Origin of the sequence: Streptomyces sp. NPDC056296, from assembly GCF_042268605.1 — a bacterium.
Taxonomy (GTDB): Bacteria; Actinomycetota; Actinomycetes; order Streptomycetales; family Streptomycetaceae; genus Streptomyces.
In genome coordinates, this window is sequence record NZ_JBHJRX010000027.1 from 16,491 (window position 1) to 41,175 (window position 24,685).

Consider the following 24,685-nt stretch of genomic DNA (forward strand, 5'->3'; position numbering starts at 1 on the left):
CAAAGCCCCTTCCCGCCGGGACGGGTTGGCACGTCGTTTTTGGGCAACCCCCCCCCCCCCCGCGGGGGGGGTCGGGGCACCCCGGGGCCCCCCCCGGACCTAGCCACGCCCTCATCGGGAGCCGCCATGCACTCACGCGCACCACTCCACACGCTACGCACATCGTTGACAGCCCTGCTCCTCCTGCCTCTGCTCGCCGTCACTCCGGCGTCGAACGCCGCCCCACCCGGCGACACGGTCGCCACCGCCTCCGGCCGGCTCCAGGGCACCAGCCCGGACGCAGACGGAGTGAGGGCCTTCAAGGGCATCCCGTACGCGGCTCCGCCGGTCGGGCCGCTGCGCTGGCAGCCGCCACAGCCGGCCCAGCGCTGGAAAGGCACCCGCCAGGCCACCGAGTACGGACCCGCCTGTTACGGCAGCAGAGCCCACGGGGCGGCTCCCCCACCCATGAGCGAGGACTGCCTCTCACTCAACGTGTGGACGCCGGCCCGCCAGGGCAAGCCCAAGCCCGTCATGGTCTGGCTGCACGGCGGCGGCTTCCAGTTCGGCTGCGGCTGCGACCCCAAGTACGACGGGTCCGCCCTCGCCGCCCGGGACGTGGTCGTCGTCACCCTCAACTACCGGCTCGGTGCCTTCGGCTTCCTGGCCCGTACCGACCTCGATGAGGAAGCCGGCAGCTCCGGCGGCTACGGACTGCAGGACCAGATCGCGGCGCTGCACTGGGTCCAGCAGAACATCCGCGCCTTCGGCGGCGATCCCCGCAACGTCACCCTGTTCGGCGAATCCGCCGGCGCGCACTCCGTCGGCATGCTGATGGCCTCACCCCGCACGCACGGTCTCTTCGCCAAGGCCATCGCGCAGAGCGGCGCCTTCTGGGACAGCCAGCGCGGCTCCCTCCCGACCCACACCGAAGCCGTCGAGCAGGGCGCGTCCCTGTCATCCCGGCTCGACGCGCCCACCCTCGCCGACCTGCGAGGGGTCCCCGCCGACCGACTGAACGCGGCCACCACCGCCCCCGGTACGACGCCCTTCGGCCCGAACATCGACGGACGGGTCCTGACCGACACACCGGCAGCGGTCTTCGCGCGCGGCGCACAGCGCGACGTCCCCCTCCTCGCCGGATACACGAGCGCCGAGAACTACCCCCTCTTCAACCCCCTCGCTCTACCGCACGCCACCCCGGAGGAGTTCTACGCCGCTGCCAGCGGACTGTTCGGAACACGGCGCATGGACGAGTTCAGACAGCTGTATCCCGCCGCCTCCCCCACCCAGGCCAAGGCGTCCGCCGAGCAGTTGATCGGCGACATGGTCATCACCCAGCAGACCTGGGACATGCTCGTCCTGCACCAACGCACCCGAAACCCTGCTGCCTACGGGTACACGTTCACCTACACCTCTCCTTACTCCCCGGTGCCGGCCCACGTCGCCGATGTGCCCTTCGTCTTCGGCAACCTGCTGCCTCAGTTCTTCGCCCCCGGGGCACCTGCCGCGGGCGCGGCGGACCGCGCCTTCGCCGCCAGCGTCATGACCTACTGGACGAACTTCGCCCGCACCGGGGATCCGAACGGTGCCGACCTTCCGGCTTGGCCGCGCTACCGGGGCCCCGGCTCCGCGATTCTGAACCTCGACACCAAGCCCGCGGCAGTCCCCGAAGCAGCCACCGAACGCCTCGCCTTCCTCGCCTCCTTCCGAACCGACGGGCGCTTCCCGGCGACCTGGCGCACCACAGCCCACTGACCCGGCTCCGGGTTCGGTTCACAGGCACACTTCACCGACACGGGCCCTGTGCGTGTCCCCCGATCGGGGGCACGCACAGGGCCCGCTCCGTGTATCAGCGGCTGTCCGGGTCAGACGCCGCGGGCGTCGTATCCGTACTCGTCGTCAACGGACGAGCCGGCCAACGCTGACCTGGGGTCGGCCGGCGCGGGATCGCCCTCGCCGGAGAAGAACCGGCTGACCATCCAGCCCGCCGCGAATCCCGCCGGTACGGACACCAAGCCGGTGGTCGTGAGGGGGAACCAGGCGAAGTCCGCCGCGGGGAACAGAGAACCGGGCGTTCCCGAGACAGCGGGTCCGAAGAGCTGGAGCACCACTGACGACCCCAGCCCGGTATAGACGCTCCACACGAGACCCTCGTGGGTACAGCGCTTCCAGAACAAGGAGTACACCAGCGGCGGCAGGATCGCGGAGGCAGCCACGGTGACCGCGAACTGGGCGAGGAACTGGATGTTCCAGCTCTGGGCCGCCACCGACGCAGCAACTGCCAGCACGCCTACGAGCGGCGTCGCCCAGCGCATGGCCCTCACTTCGCCGTCGAGTCCGGCGCCACCGCTCCGGAACCGCTGCCCGCACAGGTCGTGCACCAGCGCGGCCCCTGCGCTGAGCGCAAGGGCGGCGACCACGGTCAGACTGGTGAGGAAGATGGCGGAGATGGTCATGGCGACGAGCAGCCCGCCGCCCCACTCGTCGGACAGTTTCTCCACGAGCTGCAGCAGCGATGCGGCCGACTGGGGATCGAACCCCTGTCTCGCCCGATCACCGGCAAGGGCGGCGGCGCCCAACCCGAGGACGACGGCCAGTACGCAGAAGGCGCCGACCATGCCGATGGCGTAGGTGACCGAGCGGCGTGCCGCGGCACCGTGCTCGGCAGCCTTCACCCGCATGATCATGTGTGGGGCCACCGCAGCACCGAGAACGACGGTGACCTGCATGGAGATCAGGTCGACACGCTCTGTCAGGCCGGTTCCGCGGAACTGCCCCGGCGCGTAGTAGCTCTCAGGATCGGCGCTGCTCTGCGCCGCGTCGGTGAGCAGCCGGTCCAGGCTCCAGCCGATTTTGGACATCAGGACGAGGGTCAACAGTCCCATGCAGGAGAACAGCACAACGGTCTTGACGGCCTGGAGCATGGTGTTGCCGCGCATGCCGGTCAGCGCGGCGGCGCAGATCATCATGACACCGATGAACACCGTGCACAGTTGCGCCGGTCCTGTTCCGGTCAGGCCGACGAGTGCTGCCGTCGCGCGGCCGGCGGCCGTCAACTGCACCACGGTCAAAGGTATGCAGAAGCTCAGTGTGGCCACCGTCGCCGCCACGCGCACCGCTGTGCGGCCGAACCTGGCGTCCAGGGTGTCTCCGAGTGTGTACCGGCCCATGGTCCGCAGCGGTTGTGCCAGGACGAGCAGCACAGCGAGCGCACCCACGGTGGCGGCCGCCAGGGCCGTGCCGTCATAACCGGCGACTGCCACCAGCCCGGTGGTGGTGAGCAGGGTGAGTACGGAGATCGAATCGCCGGTCAGCGCCAGCGAGTTGCGCCAGGGCTTCAGAGAGTGGCGCGCGCTGTACATGTCCTCGGGACCGTTGGAGTCGGCGCCGAAGAGCAGGCACAGCAGGAGCGTCACGCTCACCACGACCAGAAAGGCCACCAGCGGAGCGGCGTCACCGAACCCGCCGGCCGCCATACGGACGTCGGTCATGGCGTTCATCGGTCACTTCCAGGGCCGCTCTGCGCAGCAGGTACGGTGCTGACCGGTGCCTGAATTCGGCACCTGTCACGGTCGAATCGCCATGCTGTGAAAACCAGTACCAGGCCCTGCACGCCGAAAAGAACCATGCTGAGGGGCAGTTGACCAAGAACGATCTTGGCCGACCAGGACGCCGACAGCATGGGAAGACTCAGGACCACCGCCCAGACGATGAGTTGCATTCGCAGAAAGCGCCGGCCCAGGCGCCACTCGGCCCCGGGCGGCTCCGGCGCGGCTTGTTGTTCAGCACTCGGCCATGGTGGCCGGTGCGTTCTTCGATGAGCGGATTTCATTGACTCTCCTCGAAGGCAGAACGACGTCGTCGCCCCGCGCACGTCAGGGGGCTGGACGGCGCGTCGCCGCCGAGGAGGGGTTGGCCTGCGGCGGTCCGGGGCGGCTGGGGAGAACGGCATGCGCGCGTGCCGTGAGGTGAGGAGCGGACACGGACAATGCCGTTGACTCGAGTCGCGACAACAGCCGCGATTAAGCCATAATCATCATGGTGATTCTGTCCGGTGAGCGCCAGTGCCGCGACAGAATCGTTGCGCTTCCTTCGGCTCGCACGGCCCACGCCGGACCATCAGAGCGCCTGAAAAGCGGCACATACGTTGATTAAGTAGGCTTGTAGCCAGGGTTACGAAATGCCGATCAGGCCGAGAGGACCCGGGATGGCGCCCTTCTCCCCGCATCACCTTGTTGGCATCCCGGCAGACGTTTCCGCCGCCGTGATCGATGCCGAGGAGACTGTGGTCGGTTGGTCCCAGGCCGCCTCGGAGCTACTGGACCGCACAGGCGACGACGTCCTGGGCCGTCCATTCGAGTCCCTGCTCGCCGCCCCGCCGACGGGGCAGATCTCGCGAGGAGCCGCCGCGCCCATGTGGCACGGATCGGGAGAGCCCGTCGATGTCAACTTTCTCGCCGTCCCGCTACAGGGACTGCCGTACCGGCTCGTCCTCATCACCGCCACCGAACTCGCGCACGAGGTGGAACTGGGCACTTCCCTCTACCGCGCGCTCCTGGCACAGGACCAGATCGGATTCGTTGTACGAGACAACGACCTGCTCGTCGTGCAGGCCAACGCCAACGCGTGGAAACACTTCCTGCCGGCCGGAAGCAGCCTCAAGGAGGCGATGAACCCGGAGGACGCCGCCGCTGCGGAAGCCGCACTGCGGACGGTGCTGCGAACCGGCCTACCCCAGGCAGCACACGAGCAGCACGTTCGCTCTCTCACTGAGCCGGACGCCGAGTGGTCGTTGTCCGTGTCCGCCGTACGGCTCACGGACAGGATGAGCAGTCCACTGGGCGTCGCCGTCCTTCTGACCGACGCGACAGCGCAGTGGCTCGCCAACCGGCGGCTTCGCCTGCACCACGCCGCCGCGGTCAACGTCGGGCATTCCCTGGACGTGACGCAGACCGCCGAGGACATAGCCGAGCTACTCGTACCCGACTTCGGCACCATGGCATCCGTCGACCTCGCCGAAGCAGTCCTCGAAGGCGACGAGCCGCCCAAGTCCCACAGCGGAGAAGGTGACCTTCACCTGCGGCGGGCCGCAGTGCGGTCGGCCGGCGGCGCGTGGCCTTCCGCCCTTCTGCAGCCCGGAGACAGGATTCCGCGTCTCCCCACGACACAGGGCATACGCCGGCTTCTGGAAGGGCGGACCGTCATCACCGACCGTGCCGCGCTGGAGCAAGCACTGGCCGACCCGTCCGTCATCCCCCTGATCATTCCGGACAGCGGCCGTTCACTCGCCATAGCGCCGATGGTGGGACGCGGCATGGTGCTGGGCGTCATCGCTGTCTGGCGCACCGAAGGCGTGGCTCCCTTCACCGAAGAGGACGCGGGCCTGCTGTCGGAGATCGCCGCGCACGCCGCGCTCAGCGTGGACAACGCCCGACGCTACCTGCGCGAGCACCGCGCCTCAGTGGTACTTCAGCGACGCCTGCTCCCCAAAGGCTCCATCACGACTACCACCGTGGACACCGCCGGCGTCTACCAGCCCGCCGGCGGGGGAGCCGACATCGGCGGCGACTGGTTCGACGCGATTCCCCTGCCTTCCCTGCGGGTCGCGATGGTCGTCGGCGACGTGACGGGCCACGGCCTGCACTCCGCCGCCACGATGGGACGGCTGCGCACCGCGGTGCAGACGCTGGCAGATCTTGAACTGGCACCCGACGAGATTCTGACCCGCCTCGACGAACTCGTCACACGTCTCGCCGCCGAAGCCGACCCGGAGCACCGCGACATGATCGGCGCCACTTGCCTGCTCGCCGTGTACGACCCGATAACCGAGCAGTGCACCCTGGCCAGCGCCGGACACCCACCCCCGCTCCTTGTGACTCCGAGCGGAGACACCTCTCCGATACCGCTGCGACCCGGGCCTCCCCTCGGCGTGGGCGGGCTGCCGTTCGAAACGGCCACCATCCCTCTGGAGCCGGGCTCCATGCTGGCCCTGTACACGGACGGACTGCTGGGGTACCGGGAAGCCGAGGTCGACGTCGACCAGGCCATCGCGCATCTGGGCGCCCGGCTCGCGGAGTACCAGCTTTCGGGCACGCCCCTGGGCGAAGCCGCCCGCGGCCTGATCAGCCAACAGGCGGCCGCCGCGGATGACACCGCCCTCTTGCTCTCCCGCGTCAAGCCGCTCGAACCGGGTGCCGTCTCCCACTGGGAGTTCCCGGCCGATCCCGCGGCCGTCGCCGAGGCGCGAGCGGCGGTCCAGCGCAAGCTCGGCGACTGGGGGCTGGACGACATCGCGTTCACCACCGAACTCGTCGTCAGCGAACTGGTGACCAATGCCATTCGCTATGCCGGCGGCCCCGTCGGGCTGCGGCTCATCCGTGACGCGGTACTGACCTGCGAGGTCAGCGACCCCAGCAACACCCAGCCTCGGCTCCGCCGCGCCCGTGACACCGACGAGGGAGGCCGAGGGCTCTTTCTCGTCGCTCAATTGAGCCAACGCTGGGGCAGCCGGTACGGAGCGACCGGCAAGACGATCTGGGCCGAGCAGTCGCTCTCCCCATGACCGCAAGTCGCGCGTGCCCCGTCCCGACTGCCGTGGGACTCGATCTCGGTGATCTCGGCCCCGAGGCGGTCGAACCCGTGTCGGGGAGCTCTATGGCACCGGCACGGAGGTCCTCGACAGGTCGTCGAGTTGTTCGCGGGCGGCTTGGACGACGGCGTCGGTGGTGAAGCCGAAGCGCGACAGGAGCTCGGTCATCGGTCCGGAGGCACCGAAATCGTCGATGCCGATGATGGTGCCGCGACGCCCCACGTACCGGTCCCAGCCGAGTGTGGCGCCCAGCTCCACCGCCACGCGGGCGGTGATGGCCGGCGGAAGGACGGCGTCCTGGTACTCCTTCGGCTGTCGCTCGAACAGTTCCCAGGACGGCAGACTGACGACGCGGGCAGCTATGCCTTCGGCGGCGAGCTTGTGGTGGGCCTCAAGAGCCAGGTGGACTTCGCTGCCCGTGGCGATCAGCAGTATGTCCGGGTTCCGGTCGACCGGGTCGGCGAGTACGTAGCCGCCGAGGGCCAGGCCGGAGGCGGGGGCATAGCTCTTCCTGTCCAGCGTGGGGAGTGCCTGGCGCGTCAGTGCCAGGGCGGTGGGGCCGTCGGTGCGGGTGAGGGCGACGCGCCACGCCTCGGTGGCTTCGTTGGCATCTGCCGGTCGGATGGTGACCAGGCCCGGCATGGCACGGAGGGTGGCGAGGTGTTCGATCGGCTGGTGGGTCGGGCCGTCCTCGCCCACGGCGAGGGAGTCGTGGGTGAAGACATGGACGGTGGGCAGGCGCATCAGGGCGGAGAGGCGCAGGGCGCCGCGGGCGAAGTCGGAGAAGACCAGGAAGGTGGACCAGTACGGGCGCAGTCCGCACAGGGCGAGGCCGTTGGTGACGGCGGCAGCAGCGAACTCGCGGACGCCGTAGTGCAGATTGCGGCCTTCGGGGAAGTCGGCCTCACCTGTCAGCTGGGTCTTTGTGGAAGGTGCCAGGTCGGCGGAGCCGCCCAGCAGCCACGGGATGCGGGCGGCTGCCGCGTTCAGCGCCAGCCCTGCCGCGGCGCGGGTGGCCAGTCCCGCCGGATCGGCGGGGAATGAGGGAAGACCGTCATCCCAGCCGTCGGGGAGCGCTCCTTCACGCATCAGGAGGAGTTCCGCGGCACGGTCGGGATGCTCGGCCGCGTACTGTTCGAAGCGGTCCTCCCAGCGCCGCCGCCGAGCGGCGCCGCGTTGAGCGATGCCCGCGGCCATGTGTGTGTAGGCGGTGTCCGGCACCAGGAAGCGGGCGTCCTCGGGCCAGCCGTAGGCGCGCTTCGCGGCGGCCGCCTCGGTGTCGCCGAGGGGTTCGCCGTGGGCGGCGGCGGTGCCCTCCTTGGTGGGGGCGCCGTAACCGATGCGGGTGGTGACGACGATCAGCGTCGGGCGGGCGGCTTCGGTACGGAAACCTTCGAACGCCGTGGTCAGCGCTGTGAGATCGTTGCCGTCGGGTACCTCGATGACGTGCCAGCCGTAGGCGCGGAAGCGGGCGGCCACGTCTTCGGTGAAGGTGAGGTCGGTAGCGCCCTCGATGCTGATCCGGTTGGAGTCGTAGATCCAGCAGAGATTGGACAGGCCCAGGTGGCCGGCCAGGGAGGCCGCTTCGGCGGCGACGCCCTCCATGAGGTCGCCGTCACCGCACAGGGCGTAGGTGTCGTAGTCGAAGAGCTCGCGGTCGTAGCGGGTGGCGAGCCGACGGGCGGCCATCGCCATGCCGACGGCGGTAGCCAGGCCGGTGCCCAGAGGGCCGGTGGTGGCTTCGACGCCTGGAGTGTGCCCGTACTCCGGGTGGCCGGGGCAGCGTGAGTCGGGTTGCCGGAAGTTCTTCAGGTCGTCGAGAGTGACGGCTTCGCGCCCGTCCGGGCCGGTGACCTTGGCCAGGTGCAGGAGCGCGTAGAGCAGGGCGGAGCCGTGTCCTCCCGACAGCACGAAGCGGTCGCGACCCGGCCAGGTGGTGTCGGCGGGGTCGTAGCGCAGGAAGCGGTGCCAGAGGATGTGGGCTGTCGGTGCGAGCCCCATGGGTGCGCCGGGGTGACCGGAGGCCGCTGCCTGGACGGCGTCGATGGCCAGCGTGCGGAGGGTGGTGATGCAGAGCTGGTCAGACACTTCGTGGTCGCTCTCCGGTCGGTGCGGTGGTGGACAGCGCGACGCGTATGTCCCTGGTGAGTTGCTGCCAGGAGTCCTGGAAGCGGGCGACGCCGTCGGTCTCCAGCTCGCCCGCGACGGCGGCGAGATCGATGCCATCGGCGGCAAGGGCGCGAAGCACGTCGCGTGCCTCGTCGTAGCCCGTGCGTACCGTGTCTCCGTGCACTTCACCGTGGTCCAGTACGGCGTCGAGGGTGGCGCGGGGCATGGTGTTCACCGTGTCCGGGGCGACCAGGCCGGTGACGTAGCGGGTGTCCTCGTAGGCGGGGTCCTTCACGCCGGTCGATGCCCACAGCGGGCGTTGCGGCAGGGCGCCTCGCCGGGCCAGGGCGCGCCAGCGGGCGCTGTCCAGCGTCTGTTCGTACAGCTCGTAGGCCAGGCGGGCGTTCGCCAGCGCCGCCTGGCCGCGCAGCGGGTGCCCGATGGGCAGCCGGGCGTCGACCGCCGCGTCCACGCGGGAGACGAAGAACGACGCCACGGAGGCGACGGACGCGAGGTCGCGCCCGGCCGCGGCGGCGCGTTCCAGCCCGGCCAGGTGCGCCTCCATCACCTGCCGGTAGCGCCGCAGGCCGAAGATGAGGGTGACGTTGACGCTGATGCCCTCGGCAAGGGCCTCGGTGACGGCCGCCAGTCCCGCGTCGGTCGCCGGAATCTTGATCATGACGTTGGGACGGTCCACCAGCCACTGCAGGAGCCGGACCTCGTCCAGCGTCCGCGTGGCGTCGTGGGCGAGGTGGGGTGAGACCTCGATGGAGACCATGCCGTTGCCCTCGGTGCCGTGCAGTGGCCTGAGCACGTCCGCGGCGCGGCGCACGTCGGTGCAGGTGAGCTGGCGCAGTGCGGCGTCGGGCGGGACATCCAGGCGGGCCAGAGCGGCGAGTTGGGCGGCGTAGCCGTCGCTGCCGGTGATGGCCTGGTGGAAGATGGTGGGGTTGGTGGTGACTCCCGCTATCAGGCCGCGTTCGGCCAGGTCCGACAGTTCGCCGCTGTCGAGGGCGGCGCGGCTGAGATCGTCGAGCCACACGGACGTGCCGGCCTTGGCGAGGAGCTGGATCGTCTCGTGCTGCGGCGTGGTCAGGGATGCGCTCACTTCGTCTCCTCGTAGGTGCCTATGACGGCGACCTTCTCGGCGGAGGGCGAGTGCTCGTCGAAGCGCTGGTCGAGCCATTCGTCCACGAGGGTGCGCGCCAGCTCCAGGCCGATGACGCGCTGGCCGAAGCAGAGGACCTGGGCGTTGTTGCTGAGCACCGATCGGCGCACGGAGTAGCTGTCGTGGGCGGTGACGGCGCGGACGCCCGGGACCTTGTTGGCGCTGATGGCCACGCCGAGGCCGGTGCCGCAGATCAGCAGGGCGCGGTCGGCGCTGCCCTCGGCGATCAGGCGGGCGGCGTCGACGGCGACGTGGGGGTAGGCGGTGTGCTCGCCGGTGCCGACACCCACGTCCGTGATCCCGGCGACCCGGGGGTCGGCGGCGAGGTCGCTCTTGAGGGCTTCCTTGTAGTCCCGTCCGGCGTCGTCGCTGCCCAGGACCAGGCGGAGTGGGGACCGGAGTGTCGGCGTGGTCGTCATGTCGTTCATGGTTGTTCCTCAGTCGTTCGGGAGGTCGGCCACGGCAGCGAGCACCATGGCGAGGGACACGGCGCCGGGGTCCGGCGTGCCGAGGCTGCGCTCGGCCAGCGGGCGGGCTCGGCCGAGCCGGGGGCGCAGGGATGCGGTGGACTCGGCGGCGGTCCGTGCGTCCGCGGCCGCGTCGGCGAAGGCCCGGGACACCGGGTGGCCGGAGGTGATGCGCTCGGTGAACGAGGCGACGAACGGCTGCAGGGCGTCTACGAGGGTCTTGTCGCCCGGCTGCGCCCCGCCGAGTGAGGTGACGGCGGTCAGCGCGGCCTCGGCCGAGGCCGCCAGCTCCTTCGGTTCCGGGGCCCGGTCGGCGGGCAGCGCGGCGCCGAGCGCACGCAGGGCCGCACCCCAGAGGGCTCCGGAGGTGCCGCCCGCCTCCGCCGCCCATGCGTCGCCGGCGGCGGCGAGCAGCGCATCCGGGGCCGCCTGTCGGCTGTGCGCCAGTTCGGCGGCGGCGAGGGTCGCTGCCACGCCCTTGCACATGCCGCGCCCGTGGTCGCCGTCGCCGGCGACCGCGTCGAGGCGGCCCAGGAGTTGCTCCTGCTCGTGCAGGACGGTGTGGGCGGAGCGCAGCGCCCGTACGGCGGCGTCCGCGGCGTCCACGGCGCCGCCGGTGGCGATGGGGAGGGTGGGGGCTGCGGAGGCACGGCGGACGGTGCGGGGGCTACGTGCCTTCGGGGCCGGTTCCTCCTGCAGCACCGAGCCTCGGCGGTACGCAGGGGTGTCGGCGGGCGCGAGCCACAGGCGCTCCAGCTCGTCGTCGAGCCACGTGACGCTCAGCGAGCAGCCCGCCATGTCGAGGCTGGTGACCAGTTCACCGACCTCGGGGCGCACGAGTTCCAGTCCGGCCTCGGCCAGCAGGCGTGAGACGTCGGCCCACAGGAGGTACAGCTCCTCGTGCTTGGTGGCGCCGAGGCCGTTGAGCAGGACGGCCGCACGAGGGCCCGTGCTCGCCGGGCGTTCGGCCAGCACACCCTCGACAAGGGTGCGGGCCAGGTCTTCGGCCGTCGTCAACTCGTCCTCGCTCACCCCTGGTTCTCCGTGGATGCCGAGGCCCAGAGCGAGCGTGCCCTCCGGAAGCGTGAACAGGGGTTCACGCTGTCCGGGCAGAGTGCAGCCGGCGAAGGCGACGCCGAGGGTGCGGGTTCGGGCGTTGGCGTGTTCGGCGACGCGGACGACCTCGTCGAGAGGGGCGCCCTCCTCGGCGGCTGCCGCGGCGGTCTTGAAGACCACGAAAGCACCCGCGATGCCGCGCCGCCTCGCCGCCTCCGCGGCCGGGGCGGAGGCGATGTCGTCGGTGACGGCGAGGCACTGGGCCGGGATGCCCTCGGCCGTCAGCCGCTGCGCCGCCAGGCCGAAGTTCATCACGTCACCGGCGTAGTTGCCGAAGAGGAAGAGGACCCCACCACCCGCGTCGGCCGAGACGGCCACGGAGTGGGCCTGGGCGGCGGAGGGGGAGGTGAAGACGTTGCCGATCACCGAGGCGTCGGCGAAGCCGGGACCGACCACCCCGCAGAACGCGGGATAGTGGCCGCTGCCGCCACCGGTCAGGACGGCGACCTTGCCGGGACGCGGGCGTGTGGCTCGTACGACGCCACCGGGAACGGCGGAGACGTACTCGGGGTGCGCGGCGGCGAAGCCGGCGGCCATGTCGTCGGCGAAGCGGGCGGGGTTGTTGAACAGACGGGTCATCGGGGGCTCCTGAAGGTGCGCGGGCCGGATGCCATCACGAGACTCCCCCGGAATCCGTCCGGGAGGTCTCCCCGCGCGCCGCGTTGCCGGACCATGCCTCGCGAGCGGTGGACAGGGCGCGGCGGTAGTCGGAGTATCCGTGGGCGTAGAACTCGATCGCGGCGGGGTCGGCGGTGACGGTGCGGCGGTGGACGCGCCACCGGTCGGCGTCGACGGGCTCGCCCAAGGCTTCCCAGGCGACCTGGGCGGCGCCGCGGATACCGGTGGCGTCGTCGCAGACGTGCAGGTCGGTGCCGAGAACCCCGGCGAAGATGCGGACCCACTCGCCGGAGCGGGCCCCGCCTCCGCAGGCGGTGACGGCTCCGCTGACGCCGAGCGTTTCCATGCAGTGCCGGGCCGAGTAGGCGACGGCCTCGCACAGGGCACGGACGAGGTCGGCGCGGGAGGTGAGCGGGGACAGGCCGTCCAGGCGACCGCGGGCGCGCGGATCGACGAACGGGGCGCGCTCCCCGCCGGCGGACAGGAACGGCAGCGCGGTGACCCCGCCCGCGCCCAGCGGCGAGGTGGCCAGCAGGGCGTCGAGTTCGGCGATCCGCACGCCCAGCAGCCTCAGCAGCCAGTCGAGCCCCGCGGTGCCGGTCATGGCGGGCATGACGCGCAGATAGCGCCGCTCGTAGGGGGTGGCGAGCAGCATCCCCGCGGGCTCCTCCCCGACACCCGCGGTGGGATCGTCGGTGAGGACCTGGCTCGCCAGCGTGGTCCCGATGATCAGATTGCCGTCTCCCGGCTCGGCGAGTCCGGAGCCGAAGCCGCACGCGGGGATGTCGAACGGGCCGGCGGAGACGGGCAGTCCCGCCGGCAGCCCGAGCTGGGAGGCGATCTGAGGCAGTAGCGCGAACAGGGTGCCGGGTGGCGCGGGCTCGGCGAGCAGGCGCCGGTACGGGCCCAGGCCGCAGAGGTCGAGGGCCCGCTCGTCGTACGTACGGGTGGCGACGTCGAGAAATGGCTGGGAGGCGTCGGAGGCGTCAACGGTGATCTCACCGGTGAAGCGCTGGACGATGGCGTCCACGCAGTATCCGGCGACGGCGGCTCGGGCCAGGCGCTCCGGCTCGTGCTTGCTCAAGTAGGCGAGCAGGGGCGCCGCCAATCCCGGGAACATCCCGACGCCGGTGCGCTGATGGACGTGGCGGGTGGTGCCGTCCATCGTCCAGCCCTCCAGGACGGCGGCGGCGCGGCCGTCCATCCAGGAGATCGCGCGGCCGACGCCCCGGCCCTCCGCGTCGCGCAGCCACAGGCCGTCGCCCTGGCCGGTCAGGGCAAGCGCCTCGACGGGCTCGCCGAGCCCACGAGCGTCGGCGACCGCTTCCCGCACCACCGTGACCACGGCGTCGATGACCTCGTCCAGGTCCTGCTCGACGCGGTTGCCCGGAAGCGTGTAGACGGTGCTGCGTGCCTCGTGGGCGGGGGTCGCGTGCCCGTCCCGGCCGATGAGCTGGGCTTTGGTCACGGAGCTCCCGACATCGACTCCGATGATCATTGCGGGGCACCCCCTGGCAGTACTTCGGGGTTGGCGACGAACCTCAGCGGCTCGCCCCGCAGGAAGCGGGCCACCTCTCCGGCGCTGATGGCGGCGGCGCGGTGAGCGGTCTGCCGGGTGGCACCGGCCAGATGCGGGGTGGTGATCACGTTGGGGGCGTGGTGCAGCGGCCAGTCGGCCGGAGGAGGCTCGATGTCGTAGACGTCCAGGGCGAGCGCGCCGAGACGGCCGTCGGCCAGCAGGGCCGGGAGCGGCTCGTAGTCCAGCAGGCCGCCGCGCGCCGAATTGACCAGGACCGCGCCCTCGGGCAGGAGTCGCAGGTTGTCGGCGTTCAGCAGGTGCCGGGTCTCCGGCGTGAGCCGGGCGTGCAGGCTGACCACGCTGCTGCGGCGCAGGAGTTCCTCGAGAGGGACGAGTTCGACCCCGTCGGCGGCGGCCCTGGCCGGGTCGGTGTAGGGGTCGGCGACCAGCACGTGCGAGCCGAAGGCGTTCAGGACGCGTGCCACGATGGAACCGATCGCGCCGTAGCCGACCAGGCCGACCGTCGTCCCGTCGAGTTCGATTCCGGCGTTGTCGTAGGCGTAGTAGTCGCCGCGCCAGACGCCCTTCCTCAGCTCGGCGTCCGAGGCGGGGATGCGGCGCAGCGCCGCGAGCATCAGGCCGATGGCGAACTCGGCAGCCGCGGCGGCGTTGCGGCCGGGGGCGTAGGAGACGACGACCCCGGCCTTCGTGGCGGCGGCGAGGTCCACGTTGACGGGACCACCCCGGCAGACGCCGATCAGCCTCAGCGCAGGCGCCTGCTCGAAGACTTTCGCGGTGAACGGCGCCATCTGCGTGAGGGCGATCTCGGCGTCGCCGAGCGCCTTGAGCACGCCCTCTTCGCTGCCGCTGGCTTCGTCGACACCGCCGACCGGGCCGAAGGGCTCGACCGGCCAGGGCGAGCGCAGGGTGCGGAAGGCGAGATCGGTGCCGGGGGCGGCGTCCCTGAGCGCGTCGACGAACAGTTGCGGGGCGACGAACTCGTCACCCGCTGCGAGGACCGTGGTCATGCCCGGTCACCCTCCCTCAGTCGGCTGAGCAGGTAGCGGCGTACGGCGTCGTGATCGGCGGCGGCGAAGACGGCGGCGGCCAGCGCGTCGGCGGCCGGCGGGTACTGCGGGTTGGGGATGGCCACCACTGTCATCCCCGCGGCGGCGGCGGCCCGCAGTCCGTTGCTGGAGTCCTCGACAGCCAGGCAGCTGTCGGCGGACACGCCCAGCCTCTCGGCGGCGGCCAGGTACACGTCAGGGCTGGGCTTGCCGCGGGCCACTTCTGCGCTGGAGACCGTGACCTTGAAGTGGTGGTCGATGCCATGGTGCACCAGTACCCCGTCGATGACCCGGCGCGGAGCCGAGGAGGCGAGCGCGATCGGCGCGCAGGCGGCGGCGTCGGCCACCATGGCACGGGCCCCGGTCAGCAGGTCGATACGCCCCTCCTCCAGGGCCCGGACCATGCCGTCGACGACGGCACGTTCGGTGGCCTCGGAGCTGTCGCCGCCACCGGCGAACCCGGTCAGGAAGGCGGCCCACTCCGGGGCGCTCATGCCCTGGCAGCGTTTCGTCTGCTCGGGGCCCCACTGTGCGCCACGCTCAGCCGCGAACGCGGCCCAGAACTCCTCCCACAGGTGCTCGCTCTCCACGAGCACGCCATCCATGTCGAACACCACTGCTTCGGCCACTGCCGACACTCCTAACATCGCGGTCCGCTCAAATTAACATTGACGACGTTACTTGTCACGGGAACATGTGAGGAAAGAGCACTGCGAATGAAGTGGGACCGGCTCGTACGGGGCAGGATGGACACATGACACCCCAGGGACCACGCGCCAACCGCCAGCAGCGACAGAGGCAGATCGTCGACCACGTCCTCGACCGCGGCGACGCGAGCGCTGCCGAGTTGAGCGAACTCACCGGCGTCAGCCTGATGACCATCCACCGGGACATCGCCGAACTGGCCGAGCGGGGCATACTGCGCAGGTATCACGGCGGTGTTTCCGCGCAGCCGTCGACGGTCTTCGAGTCCAGCTCCGACTACCGGCTGCACGCGCACACGGAGGCGAAGAACGCCCTGGCCAAGGAGGCCCTTTCGTTCGTCGCGCCGGGCATGTCGCTGATGCTCGACGACTCGACCAGCGCCCTGGCCCTGGCCCGGCTGCTGCCCCAGGTGGGACCGCTGACCGTGGTCACCAACTACCGACTGATCACGGAGGAGCTGCGGGACGCGGAGGACATCCGGCTGATGTGCGTCGGCGGGGAGTACTCCCGAACGCACGACTCCTGGATCGGCCTGCCCGCACTGGAGATGATCGCCGGCTTCTCGGTGGACCTCACCGTGCTGTCCACCTCGGCGATGACCGCCAACATGACCTACCACCAGGAACAGGAGATGGTCGCGGTCAAACGGGGCATGCGGGAGGCCGGCGCGCGCAGCGTCCTCCTGATGGACAACAGCAAGGTCGGCCGCAGCGCCCTGCATCGCCTCGCCGGTGTCGACTCCTTCGACCACGTCCTGCTGACCGGCCCTGTGGAGGAAGAGCTGCTGTCCGCCATGGGCAAGCTGACCGACGTGCGACTCGTCGACAGGGCCTGACCGGGACCGCAGAACAACATTTGGCAAGTGAATTCTAACTAGACTCTTGATATTTCGATCGGCGGAGGTCGACTCTGTAGGTGCGACGAGGTTCACCCCGAGCCTCAACGGCGGCCCTCACGGCCGTCGGGACACCGATGCAAGGAGGCACCCGTGGGTAACCCTCGACAACGGCATGCGCAGGAGCGCCCGATGCCAGTAGCCACGCCGAAGATCGATGTGGCCCGACCGGGCGCCACACCAGGGGAGGCGCAGTGAGCACGCCCGGAGTCGCGCCCAAGAGACCATCGGCCCAGGCTGCACGGTCACGGGAGAACACCCTCGTCACCATCATGTTCTTCGCGGCGGGCATCGCGTTCCTCGACCGGTTCGGCATCGCCTACGCCTTCCCGTACATCGGACCCGACCTGCAGCTGGACAACACACAGCTCGGTTGGACGATGTCGATCACCGCCCTGTGCTGGGCGGTCTCCAGCATCGTGTTCTCGCTGTTCTCCGACCGCCTGCTGGGCGGTCGCAAGAAGACGATCATCGTGACCAGCCTGGTGCTGTTCTCGCTGGCCGCCGGCGCCGTCGGTCTGGCACAGAACTTCACCCAACTGCTCGTCATACGCGGAATCATCGGAGCCCTCGAGGGTCCCGTACTCCCCCTGATCCAGTCCGCGGTCGCGGCGGCCTCCTCGGAGCACCGGCGCGGGCGGAATCTCGGCATAGTGATCGCCGGAACGGCGATCATCGGTAGTGCCCTGCCTCCGATCCTCGTCGTGTCGCTTTCGGAGTCCCTCGGCTGGCGTGCCGTGTTCCCCCTGAGCGCCGCGCCCGGGCTCGTCATCGCACTACTCGTCGCGATCTTCATGAAGGAGTCCCGCAGTACTGCGGACGCGCCCGAGAAGCCGGCGTGGCGTGACGTGGGGCGCGTGCTGGTGTCCCGCAACGTCCTGCTCTGCGGCGTCGCAGCAGTAGCACTGATCGGTTTCACCCTGGCGTTCACGAGCTTCGCGCCGCTGTACCTCGCGCAGAACAGCGTGCTGTCGTCGGGGACGATCGCGACCGTTCTGAGCCTGTTCGGCCTCGGCGGCGCCCTCGGATGCGTCATCGCTCCGTCGTGGTCCGACCGGCTCGGCCGCAAGCCGGTGTTCCTGCTGGCCTCCCTCTGCACCGCGCTGGTGCCGATCGCGATTCTCCTGCTGCACGACCACGCCGTCCCACTGCTGTTCAGCGTCCTTCTGCAGCTGCTCGCGGCCGGCGCGTTGGTCATCGCCGTGTACGCCATCCCTGGCGAGTCGGTCCCCGCGCCACTGGCAGCGACAACCTTCGCCGTGCTCATCGCCCTGAGCGAGATCCTGGGCGGAGGCCTGGCACCCGCCGTCGCCGGCGCGCTCGCCGACGGCTTCGGACTCAGCGCCGCCATGTGGTTCTGCGCCGGTCTGGGCGGTCTGAGTCTGGTGGCCGGGATGTTCGTCAAGGAGACCCGGCCCCGCCGCACCCGCCCGGACACCGCACAGGAACCCCTGGCCCTGGCAGAGGAAAGCCCTCCGCTCGAGCACCCTGGTCGCACGACCACGACTTGAGCGCTGTTCACACAGACGTACCGACCCGGCAGAACCTGACATCGTCCCGAATCACCGAGCACACCCCGCACAACAGCTCGCTGATCGTTGATTGGAGACCACCACCATGCCAAGACTGGAAGCCGACGAGAGGGCCGGCACGTTCGTGCCGCACGCGTTCGAGGAGCGCACGGTCGACCTCGGCGAGGTGCGCATCAACTATGCCGTGGCCGGTGACCCGGAGCTGCCGGCTCTGCTGCTCATCCCGGGGCAGACCGAGTCATGGTGGGGCTACGAGCGCGCCCTGCCGCTGCTCGCCGAGCACTTCCGGGCCTACGCCGTCGATCTGCGTGGTCAGGGCCGGTCGACGTGGACGCCCGGGCGATACACCCTCGACACCTTCGGCAACGATCTCGTGCGGTTCATCGACCTCGTCATCAAGCGCCCGACGCTCGTGAGCGGTCTCTCGTCGGGTGGTGTCCTGGCCGCTTGGCTGTCGGCCTACGCCAAGCCGGGTCAGGTTCTCGGTGCCGTCTACGAGGACCCGCCGCTGTTCGCGTCGGAAAGCAGCCCTGCCTGCGGTCCGTCCATCCATCAGGCTATGGGCCCGGTCTTCGCCGCGTGGAGCAAGTGGCTCGGGGACCAGTGGTCGATCGGCGACTGGAACGGGATGCAGAAGGCGTTCCCGAGCGAAATCCCGCCGGTGCTGCTGCAGAGCCTGGCCGCCATGGCGGTACCCGACGACGAGAACACGACCGGCGACGGGCCGCCGCAGAACCTTCGGGAGTACGACCCGGAGTGGGGGCGGTCCTTCGTCGCCGGTCGCGTCGCGGCCAACTGCGATCATGCGACCATGCTGGCCAACGTGCGGGTCCCCGTGCTGCTGACCCACCACTTCCACCGCATCGATCCGGACACCGGCCACCTGCTCGGTGCGATCGCCGACGTACAGGTCAAGCGAGCCCGGGAGCTGATCGAGTCGGCGGGGCAGACATTCACCTACCGTTCGTTTCCGGACATGCCGCACTCCATGCACGGCGCCGACCCGGAGCTGTTCGCGAGGACGGTCACCGGCTGGGCCGCGGAGTTGCCCGAGAACTGAGCCCCTCTCCGTCGGGTGACTGCCCGGTTTCACTCCCGCGGTTGACGGGGGTCGATACCGGCCCCCGGGAAGTGACAGGCGACCTGGTGCACCCCCCGGTCGGCGTCGTCACCGGGATCGGTCGTGCCGCAGATGGTGCGCCCTGGGTGGACCGCCGGCCCGAGCGGACAACGGGGGTGGTACCGGCAGCCGGCCGGGGGGTCGTGCGGATCTGCCGGCTCCGCGTCGCCCGTGGCCGCGGGGTCGTCGGCGAGCAGGTCACTGTCGTGCAGCGAGGGCGAGGCAGCGAGCAGGTCCCGGGTGTACGGGTGCTGCGGATCGCCCAGAACCTGCGCCACCGGCCCGGCCTCGACGATCCGGCCGAGGTACATGACCGCGACGACGTCACTGACGTAGCGCACCACCGCGAGATTGTGCGAGATGAAGAGCATCGACAGGTTCAGCCGTCGCTGGAGGTCTTTCACGAGGTTGAGCACCGTGCCCTGCACTGACACGTCGAGCGCCGAGGTGATCTCGTCGGCGATGACCACGTCCGGTCGGCCCGCCAGGGCACGGGCCAGGCCGACCCGTTGACGTTGGCCTCCGGACATCCGGGACGGCCGCAGTCCGCCGAGCGCCGGATCGAGATTCACCAGGCCGAGCAGGCGGGCCACCTCCTCGCGTCGCTCCGACGCGCGCCGGTACGCGTCGCGTGGCATGGCCTCGGCGATCGACTCGCCGACGGTCATGCGCGGGTCGAGTGAGGAGTACGGGTCCTGGAAGACCATCTGCAACGGCCTGTGGCCCTTCGGCAGGCGGCGTACGTCGGCGCCGTCCAGCAGCACCCGGCCGGCGCTGACCGGAGAGAGTCCGACCGCCGCCTTGGCCAGGGACGACTTGCCCGAGCCCGACTCGCCGACCAGCCCGACCACCTGCCCGGGTGGCACGGTCAGGGTGACCCCGTCGACTGCGGTGAGGCCACCGCGGCGGCCGCCGTAGTGGACGCTGAGTTCTTCGAACCGTAGCTCTTTCACACTTCCTCCGGACCGGTGTGTGCTGGGGTGCGCTCACCGGGTGCTTGGGTGCCCGCGGAGACGGCGACCGGGTGCCAGCAGGCCACGTGCCCCGCCCCACCGGTGTCCACCAGGACGGGTTCCTCCGCGCGACAGCGGTCGTCCGCGAACGCGCAGCGTGCCGCGAAGGCGCATCCGGCCGGCATGTCGTCGGGCTGGGGTGGTCGGCCGGGGATGACCGCGAGCGACTGGTCCCGGTCGGCGTCCAGGTCGGGGGTGGCGGCCAGCAACGCTCGTGTGTAGGGGTGCCGGGCCGAGTTCAGCAGCTCGTCGGCCGGCAGGTCCTCGACGACGCGACCGGCGTACATGACCAGGACGCGGTCGCACGTCTGGGCGACGACGGCGATGTCGTGACTGATCAGCAGGATCGCCGCGCCGGTCTCGACACGGACCCGGTGGAGCTGCTTCAGCACCTGCCGCTGGACCGTCACGTCGAGCGCCGTCGTCGGCTCGTCGGCCACGATGAGGCGCGGGTCGCCCATCATGCCCGCGGCGATCATGGCGCGTTGCCTCATACCGCCGGAGAACTCGTGCGGGTACTGCCGGGCACGACGCCCGGGGGCAGGGACACGGACCGTCCGTAGCCGGTCCACGGCGCGCTGGTGTGCCTGCCGCCGGGACAGGCCCTGGTGCTGCTCGGACACCTCGGCGAGCTGGCGTCCGATCCGGCGCGTCGGGTTGAACGAGGTGGCGGGGTCCTGGAACACCATCGCCAGTGACGTGCCCAGCAGTGCGCGAAGTCCACGCTCGGGGCTCTCCAGCAGCGGCACTCCGGTGAACTCCAGCCGGTCGGCGGTCACCTCGCCGGGCGCCTCGATGAGCCGGGACACGGCCAGTGCCGTCAGGCTCTTGCCCGAACCCGACTCGCCGACCACGCCCACGGCCTCCCCGGCTCCCACGGTGAAGCTCACTCCCCGTACCGGCGTGGTCCAACCGGACTCGGCGGGGAACGCCACCCGCAGGTTCCGCACCAGCAGCACCGGCTGTTCCGGAGCGGCGGCTGCGGCCGGTGTCGCCTCGCCGATCGACTTGCCCGCGGTCACCCGGCCAGGCATCGGGACGCGGTGCGACGTCGCACGCATGCCGAGTTGTGCCGCGGCGACCTCGCCGAACAGGTTGAAGGCCAGACCGGCGATCACCACGGCCACTCCGGGTGCGAGGGCCGCCGCCGGGTTGAGGTAGATCCGGTCGAGTCCCTCGCCGAGCAGTCGCCCCCAGTCGTAGCTCGGCGCCTGTACGCCGATCCCGAGGAACGACAGCCCTGCGAAGGACAGCAGTGCCGTCCCCGCGGCGACGGTCGCGTTGACCACCAGCGGCTCGGCGATGTTCGGCAGCACATGGCGAATCAGTAGCCGCACGCGCCCGACCCCCGCTACGCGGGCCGCGGCCACGAAGTCCCGTCCCGTCACGGACGCCGACATCGTGTGGACCAGGCGCGCGAACGCCGGCGCGATGGCGAACCCGATCGCCAGGACCGCGCCCATGGTTCCCACTCCGACGACGACCGCGACGAACAGCGCCAGCAGCAGTCCGGGGACGGCGACCGCGATGTTCACGGCGCCGGTGAGCAGCCGCCCGATCCGCCGGGGCAGTACGGAGGGCGCGGCGCCCAGCAGCGTCCCGAGGACCACGCCGATCAAGGTGGCCGACAGCGCGAGTCCGAGCGACAACCTGGTCGCCACGAGTACCCGGTACAGGATGTCCCGCCCGAGCGCGTCGGTGCCCAGCGGGTGGCCGGCCGACGCGCTCTGGCTGATCGCGGTGCTGTTCACGGCTTCGGCGTTGTCGCTCCACAGGACCGGCGCCAGGACGGCCAGTACGACCAGCAGGGCCAGGAGCACGCCCGCGGCCGCACCGGCGGGTGTCCGTACGACGGCCACCCATGCGGGCCGCCGGCGTCCCGTTTCCCTCTCCATCAGCTCTCCCGGATCGTCGAACGGGGATCGAGCACCGCGAGCAGTACGTCGACCACCAAGGTCACCAGCAGCACCAGCACCCCGTACAGCAGCACGATGCCCTGGACCACCGGATAGTCCCGCTGGAGGATCGAGGAGACCATCGTCGATCCCAGTCCGGGCCAGGCGAACACGTTCTCCACCAGCACCGTCCCGGCCACCATCGCCGTCAGCAGCAGCCCGCCCAGGGTCAGCGTCGCCGTCAGCGCGTTCGGCAGCGCGTGCCTCAGATGAACGAGCCGCGGCGGCAGGCGTTTCGCGCGTGCGGTACGGATGTAGTCCTGGCCGAGCACCGTGAGCATCTCGACCCGCAGGATGCGCGCGAGGACCGCCGCGGGGCCAACGGCCAGCGCCGCCACGGGAAGTACGTACGAAGCCGCGCCGCTTCTTCCGGCCACCGGGAACCACATCAGCTGGACGGCGAAGACGTACACGAGACCGACCGCCAGGAGGAATTCCGGGATCGCGGCCAGGAACACGCTGGTCGAGGTGAAGGCCAGCTCGCCGCCACGCCGTCTGCCACCACGGGTCAGGATCGCCATACCGACTCCGACCGGCAGCGCGACGGCCACGGCCACGCCCAGTGCCAGCACGGCGAGCACGGCCGTCGCGGGGAACCGGTCGGTGATCACCTGCGACACCGGCAGATTGCTGGTGAGCGAGGTTCCGAGATCGCCACCGGCCAGGCCACGCAGGTAGTCCACGTACTGGACAAGGATCGGATCGTTCAGCCCGAGCGCCTCACGGCGCGCGCTCACCAGTTCCTCGGGCGCCGTCATGCCCAGCGCCGCCCGTACCGGGTCGCCCGGCACCAGGTGGATCATCACGAACGCGGCCGTGACCAGTACCCACAGGGAGACCCCGAGATGCACCAGGCGCCGCAGCACGAAGGTCCGCCAGGGGCTCCCCCACATCCGGGTGGCGCCGGCCCGCCACCTCCCGGGGAGTGCGATCGCCGGTGGGCGGGTCCCTGCGTCGGCCGCCGTCGTCGTCGACTCGCTCACTTGTACATCCGGATGGACGCGGGGTCGAGGCCGTCGTCGACGCGGAACTCGGCTCCGGCGCCGAAGGTCGGTTCGACCGTGTTGTAGTACGGCACCGCGTCGATGTCGTCGATGAGGGCCTTCTCCGCCTCCGCCCATTCCGGGCAGCCCTCGGCACCGACCTTGTTGGCCGCCTTCGCGACCGCCGCGCTGTACTTCTGGTTGTCGATGTGCGCGAAGTTCGTCCCGCCGGGGGGCACGGGGCCGGAGACGAACCCGACCACCACGCTCGGGAGGTTGGCCCCCACCGGTGCCATCGAGACGTCCCACTCCCCGGTGTCGAAGAGGGCCGTGTTCAACCCGGGGCTGTCGACGCCCTTCAGCGTCACGTCGACTCCGAGCTCGGCCCAGGTCTTCTGGATCAGCTCAGCCGCGGCCGCCTCGGTGGGACCGAGTTGTGTGGGGTAGAGGACGGTCAGTTTCAGCTTCTGCCCGTCCTTGGCCCGGACGCCGCCCGAGCCGGCCACCCAGCCGGCGGCCTCCAGGGACTTCGCGGCCGCCGCTGTGTCGTGCTCGGGGAGGTTGCCGCTGACGGTGTCGTCGGTGCAGGGCTTCGGATCCACGGTGACCATGCCGGTCGACTTCTTGCCCGTGCCGCCGGTGAGGACCTGGCCGATCTGGTTGAGGTCCAGCGCCTGGGTCAGCGCCCGGCGCACCTCCGAATCCTGCCCCGGACGCCCGTCCGCCTGGTTGTACCAGAGCTGACCGACCGAGATCTGGGTGTCGTCGTGGAACACCTTCTGCGCCAGCAGCCGCTCCTTGTCCGGGCCGTTGACGGCCGCGGCGTTGATCTCGCCGGAGAGCAGCAGGTTGGCGGAGGTCGTCTCGTTCGGGATCACCCGGATCACGACCTTGTCCGGGAGCCCCCGCTGGTCGGGGTCCCAGTCACCGGGACCCCAGGTGATGTCTTTGCGGCGGGTGAGCGTGTAGTGGTCGTTGGGCGCGGACTCGGACATGACGAACATGCCCGTTCCGTCCTTGCCGGCCGTGAGTCGCTTGCGGTCGGTCAGCCCCTTGCCACAGGCGATCGGCAGCGTGCCGAGGTTGCGCAGCAGGAAGGCGTCCGGTGCACCGCTGGTGACCGTCACCGTGCGGGCCGCGTCGTCCGCGGTGGCCTTGGTCCCGGGCTTGACGAACACGTTGAGCAGCGGCGACTTCTTCGCGGGGTCGCCGACGTGGTTGAAGTTGTCGGCGACCTGGGTGGCGGTGAGCGGGGAACCGTCCGAGCAGGTGAGGCCCGGGCGGAGGGTGAACGTCGCGGTGGTGGTGTCCGCGGTCCACTTCTGCGCCAGGAACGGTATCGCGTCGCCCTTGTCGTTCAGATTGATCAACTGCCCGTAGAGGAAGCGGTTGACTCCGCGCGCCGCGCGAAGCACCGTGCTGTGCGGGTCCAGGCTGCCGGGGTCGGTCGCCACGGCGTAGGTGAACGTCTGACCGTCGACGAGTTCCCCCTTGCTTCCGCCCGGTCCGCTCGGTCCCGCCTGCCCGGTGCACGCGGTCAGCCCCAGAGCGGCGGTCACTGCGACCGCCAGAGTGATTCGGTTCCTGGTCATGCCTCTCCTAGATGGTGCGGCGATCGCAGGGGGCGGGCCTGCGGATCGGGATCAGGGGGGACTGTTCGGCTGTGGTACTTCGTGCGGTGGTCGTAGGAGCTTCGGCCCACCACGGGCACGCTCTCGGCTCCCTGATCGGCGTTCGCCTGCCGTCCGGTCGTTCACCGTGTGTGCAGGACCCTAGAAAGACGACGTGACGGGGACAACGTGCGTACCGTCCACTTCCCTGGCGGGTTGGCGGTCGTTGCGTCCACC

At 70.6% G+C, this 24,685-nt stretch carries 17 protein-coding genes; 5 read left to right on the forward strand and 12 right to left on the reverse strand.

Features of this window, described 5'->3' with window-relative positions; genetic code table 11:
* Positions 1-165: 165 nt before the first annotated feature.
* Complete coding sequence (locus tag ACFCZF_RS20790; RefSeq protein WP_376672895.1) at positions 166-1,737, forward strand: carboxylesterase/lipase family protein; 1,572 nt, start codon at positions 166-168, stop codon at positions 1,735-1,737.
* A 110-nt stretch (positions 1,738-1,847) separates the two neighbouring features.
* Here the strand turns inward: ACFCZF_RS20790 and ACFCZF_RS20795 are convergent, their stop codons facing one another.
* Entirely contained in the window at positions 1,848-3,482 is a 1,635-nt protein-coding gene (locus ACFCZF_RS20795) for a cation acetate symporter (protein WP_376672896.1), read from the reverse strand.
* 764 nt (positions 3,483-4,246) lie between these two features.
* On the opposite strand from ACFCZF_RS20795, the gene ACFCZF_RS20800 reads away from it, so the two are divergent.
* Positions 4,247-6,544, forward strand: coding sequence for a SpoIIE family protein phosphatase (locus ACFCZF_RS20800; RefSeq protein WP_376672897.1), 2,298 nt, complete (start codon positions 4,247-4,249; stop codon positions 6,542-6,544).
* 90 nt (positions 6,545-6,634) lie between these two features.
* Here the strand turns inward: ACFCZF_RS20800 and tkt are convergent, their stop codons facing one another.
* Genes tkt through ACFCZF_RS20835 form a run of 7 tightly spaced genes read right to left on the reverse strand, consistent with a single transcriptional unit; the run spans position 6,635 to position 15,264 of the window.
* Positions 6,635-8,659, reverse strand: coding sequence for a transketolase (gene tkt / locus ACFCZF_RS20805; protein WP_376672898.1), 2,025 nt, complete (start codon positions 8,657-8,659; stop codon positions 6,635-6,637).
* The gene (gene tal, locus ACFCZF_RS20810; protein ID WP_376672899.1) at positions 8,652-9,788 is read right to left on the reverse strand and encodes a transaldolase; all 1,137 of its coding nucleotides are present in this window, start codon (positions 9,786-9,788) and stop codon (positions 8,652-8,654) included. The genes tkt and tal overlap by 8 nt, the downstream gene beginning before the upstream one ends.
* Entirely contained in the window at positions 9,785-10,267 is a 483-nt protein-coding gene (locus tag ACFCZF_RS20815) for a ribose-5-phosphate isomerase (protein WP_376672961.1), read from the reverse strand. The genes tal and ACFCZF_RS20815 overlap by 4 nt, the downstream gene beginning before the upstream one ends.
* An 18-nt stretch (positions 10,268-10,285) precedes the next feature.
* Entirely contained in the window at positions 10,286-12,010 is a 1,725-nt protein-coding gene (locus ACFCZF_RS20820; RefSeq protein ID WP_376672900.1) for a dihydroxyacetone kinase family protein, read from the reverse strand.
* Between the two features lie 34 nt (positions 12,011-12,044).
* The gene (locus ACFCZF_RS20825) at positions 12,045-13,547 is read right to left on the reverse strand and encodes an FGGY family carbohydrate kinase (protein ID WP_376672901.1); all 1,503 of its coding nucleotides are present in this window, start codon (positions 13,545-13,547) and stop codon (positions 12,045-12,047) included.
* Positions 13,544-14,596, reverse strand: a complete 1,053-nt coding sequence (locus ACFCZF_RS20830; RefSeq protein ID WP_376672902.1) for a 2-hydroxyacid dehydrogenase — start codon at positions 14,594-14,596, stop codon at positions 13,544-13,546. The genes ACFCZF_RS20825 and ACFCZF_RS20830 overlap by 4 nt, the downstream gene beginning before the upstream one ends.
* Positions 14,593-15,264 carry an HAD family hydrolase gene (locus ACFCZF_RS20835; RefSeq protein ID WP_376672903.1) on the reverse strand — a complete coding sequence of 224 codons (672 nt, stop codon included), beginning with the start codon at positions 15,262-15,264 and terminating at the stop codon, positions 14,593-14,595. Before ACFCZF_RS20835 ends, ACFCZF_RS20830 begins: the two co-directional genes overlap by 4 nt.
* A 125-nt stretch (positions 15,265-15,389) precedes the next feature.
* Between ACFCZF_RS20835 and ACFCZF_RS20840 the strand changes: the two genes are divergently transcribed.
* The 3 genes from ACFCZF_RS20840 to ACFCZF_RS20850 all read left to right on the forward strand — a co-directional run bounded on the left by ACFCZF_RS20840 (position 15,390) and on the right by ACFCZF_RS20850 (position 18,827).
* Positions 15,390-16,175: a DeoR/GlpR family DNA-binding transcription regulator gene (locus ACFCZF_RS20840; protein WP_376672904.1), complete on the forward strand. Its 786-nt coding sequence runs from the start codon at positions 15,390-15,392 to the stop codon at positions 16,173-16,175.
* A 254-nt stretch (positions 16,176-16,429) separates the two neighbouring features.
* Positions 16,430-17,746: an MFS transporter gene (locus tag ACFCZF_RS20845; RefSeq protein WP_376672905.1), complete on the forward strand. Its 1,317-nt coding sequence runs from the start codon at positions 16,430-16,432 to the stop codon at positions 17,744-17,746.
* Between the two features lie 106 nt (positions 17,747-17,852).
* The gene (locus ACFCZF_RS20850) at positions 17,853-18,827 is read left to right on the forward strand and encodes an alpha/beta fold hydrolase (protein WP_376672906.1); all 975 of its coding nucleotides are present in this window, start codon (positions 17,853-17,855) and stop codon (positions 18,825-18,827) included.
* Positions 18,828-18,856: 29 nt separating this feature from the next.
* Here ACFCZF_RS20850 and ACFCZF_RS20855 read toward each other — a convergent pair whose 3' ends face one another.
* Genes ACFCZF_RS20855 through ACFCZF_RS20870 form a run of 4 tightly spaced genes read right to left on the reverse strand, consistent with a single transcriptional unit; the run spans position 18,857 to position 24,430 of the window.
* Positions 18,857-19,840, reverse strand: a complete 984-nt coding sequence (locus ACFCZF_RS20855) for an ABC transporter ATP-binding protein (protein WP_376672907.1) — start codon at positions 19,838-19,840, stop codon at positions 18,857-18,859.
* Positions 19,837-21,795, reverse strand: coding sequence for a dipeptide/oligopeptide/nickel ABC transporter permease/ATP-binding protein (locus ACFCZF_RS20860; protein ID WP_376672908.1), 1,959 nt, complete (start codon positions 21,793-21,795; stop codon positions 19,837-19,839). Before ACFCZF_RS20860 ends, ACFCZF_RS20855 begins: the two co-directional genes overlap by 4 nt.
* The gene (locus tag ACFCZF_RS20865; RefSeq protein ID WP_376672909.1) at positions 21,795-22,838 is read right to left on the reverse strand and encodes an ABC transporter permease; all 1,044 of its coding nucleotides are present in this window, start codon (positions 22,836-22,838) and stop codon (positions 21,795-21,797) included. Before ACFCZF_RS20865 ends, ACFCZF_RS20860 begins: the two co-directional genes overlap by 1 nt.
* Positions 22,835-24,430: an ABC transporter substrate-binding protein gene (locus tag ACFCZF_RS20870; RefSeq protein WP_376672910.1), complete on the reverse strand. Its 1,596-nt coding sequence runs from the start codon at positions 24,428-24,430 to the stop codon at positions 22,835-22,837. The genes ACFCZF_RS20865 and ACFCZF_RS20870 overlap by 4 nt, the downstream gene beginning before the upstream one ends.
* Between the last annotated feature and the right edge of the window lie 255 nt (positions 24,431-24,685).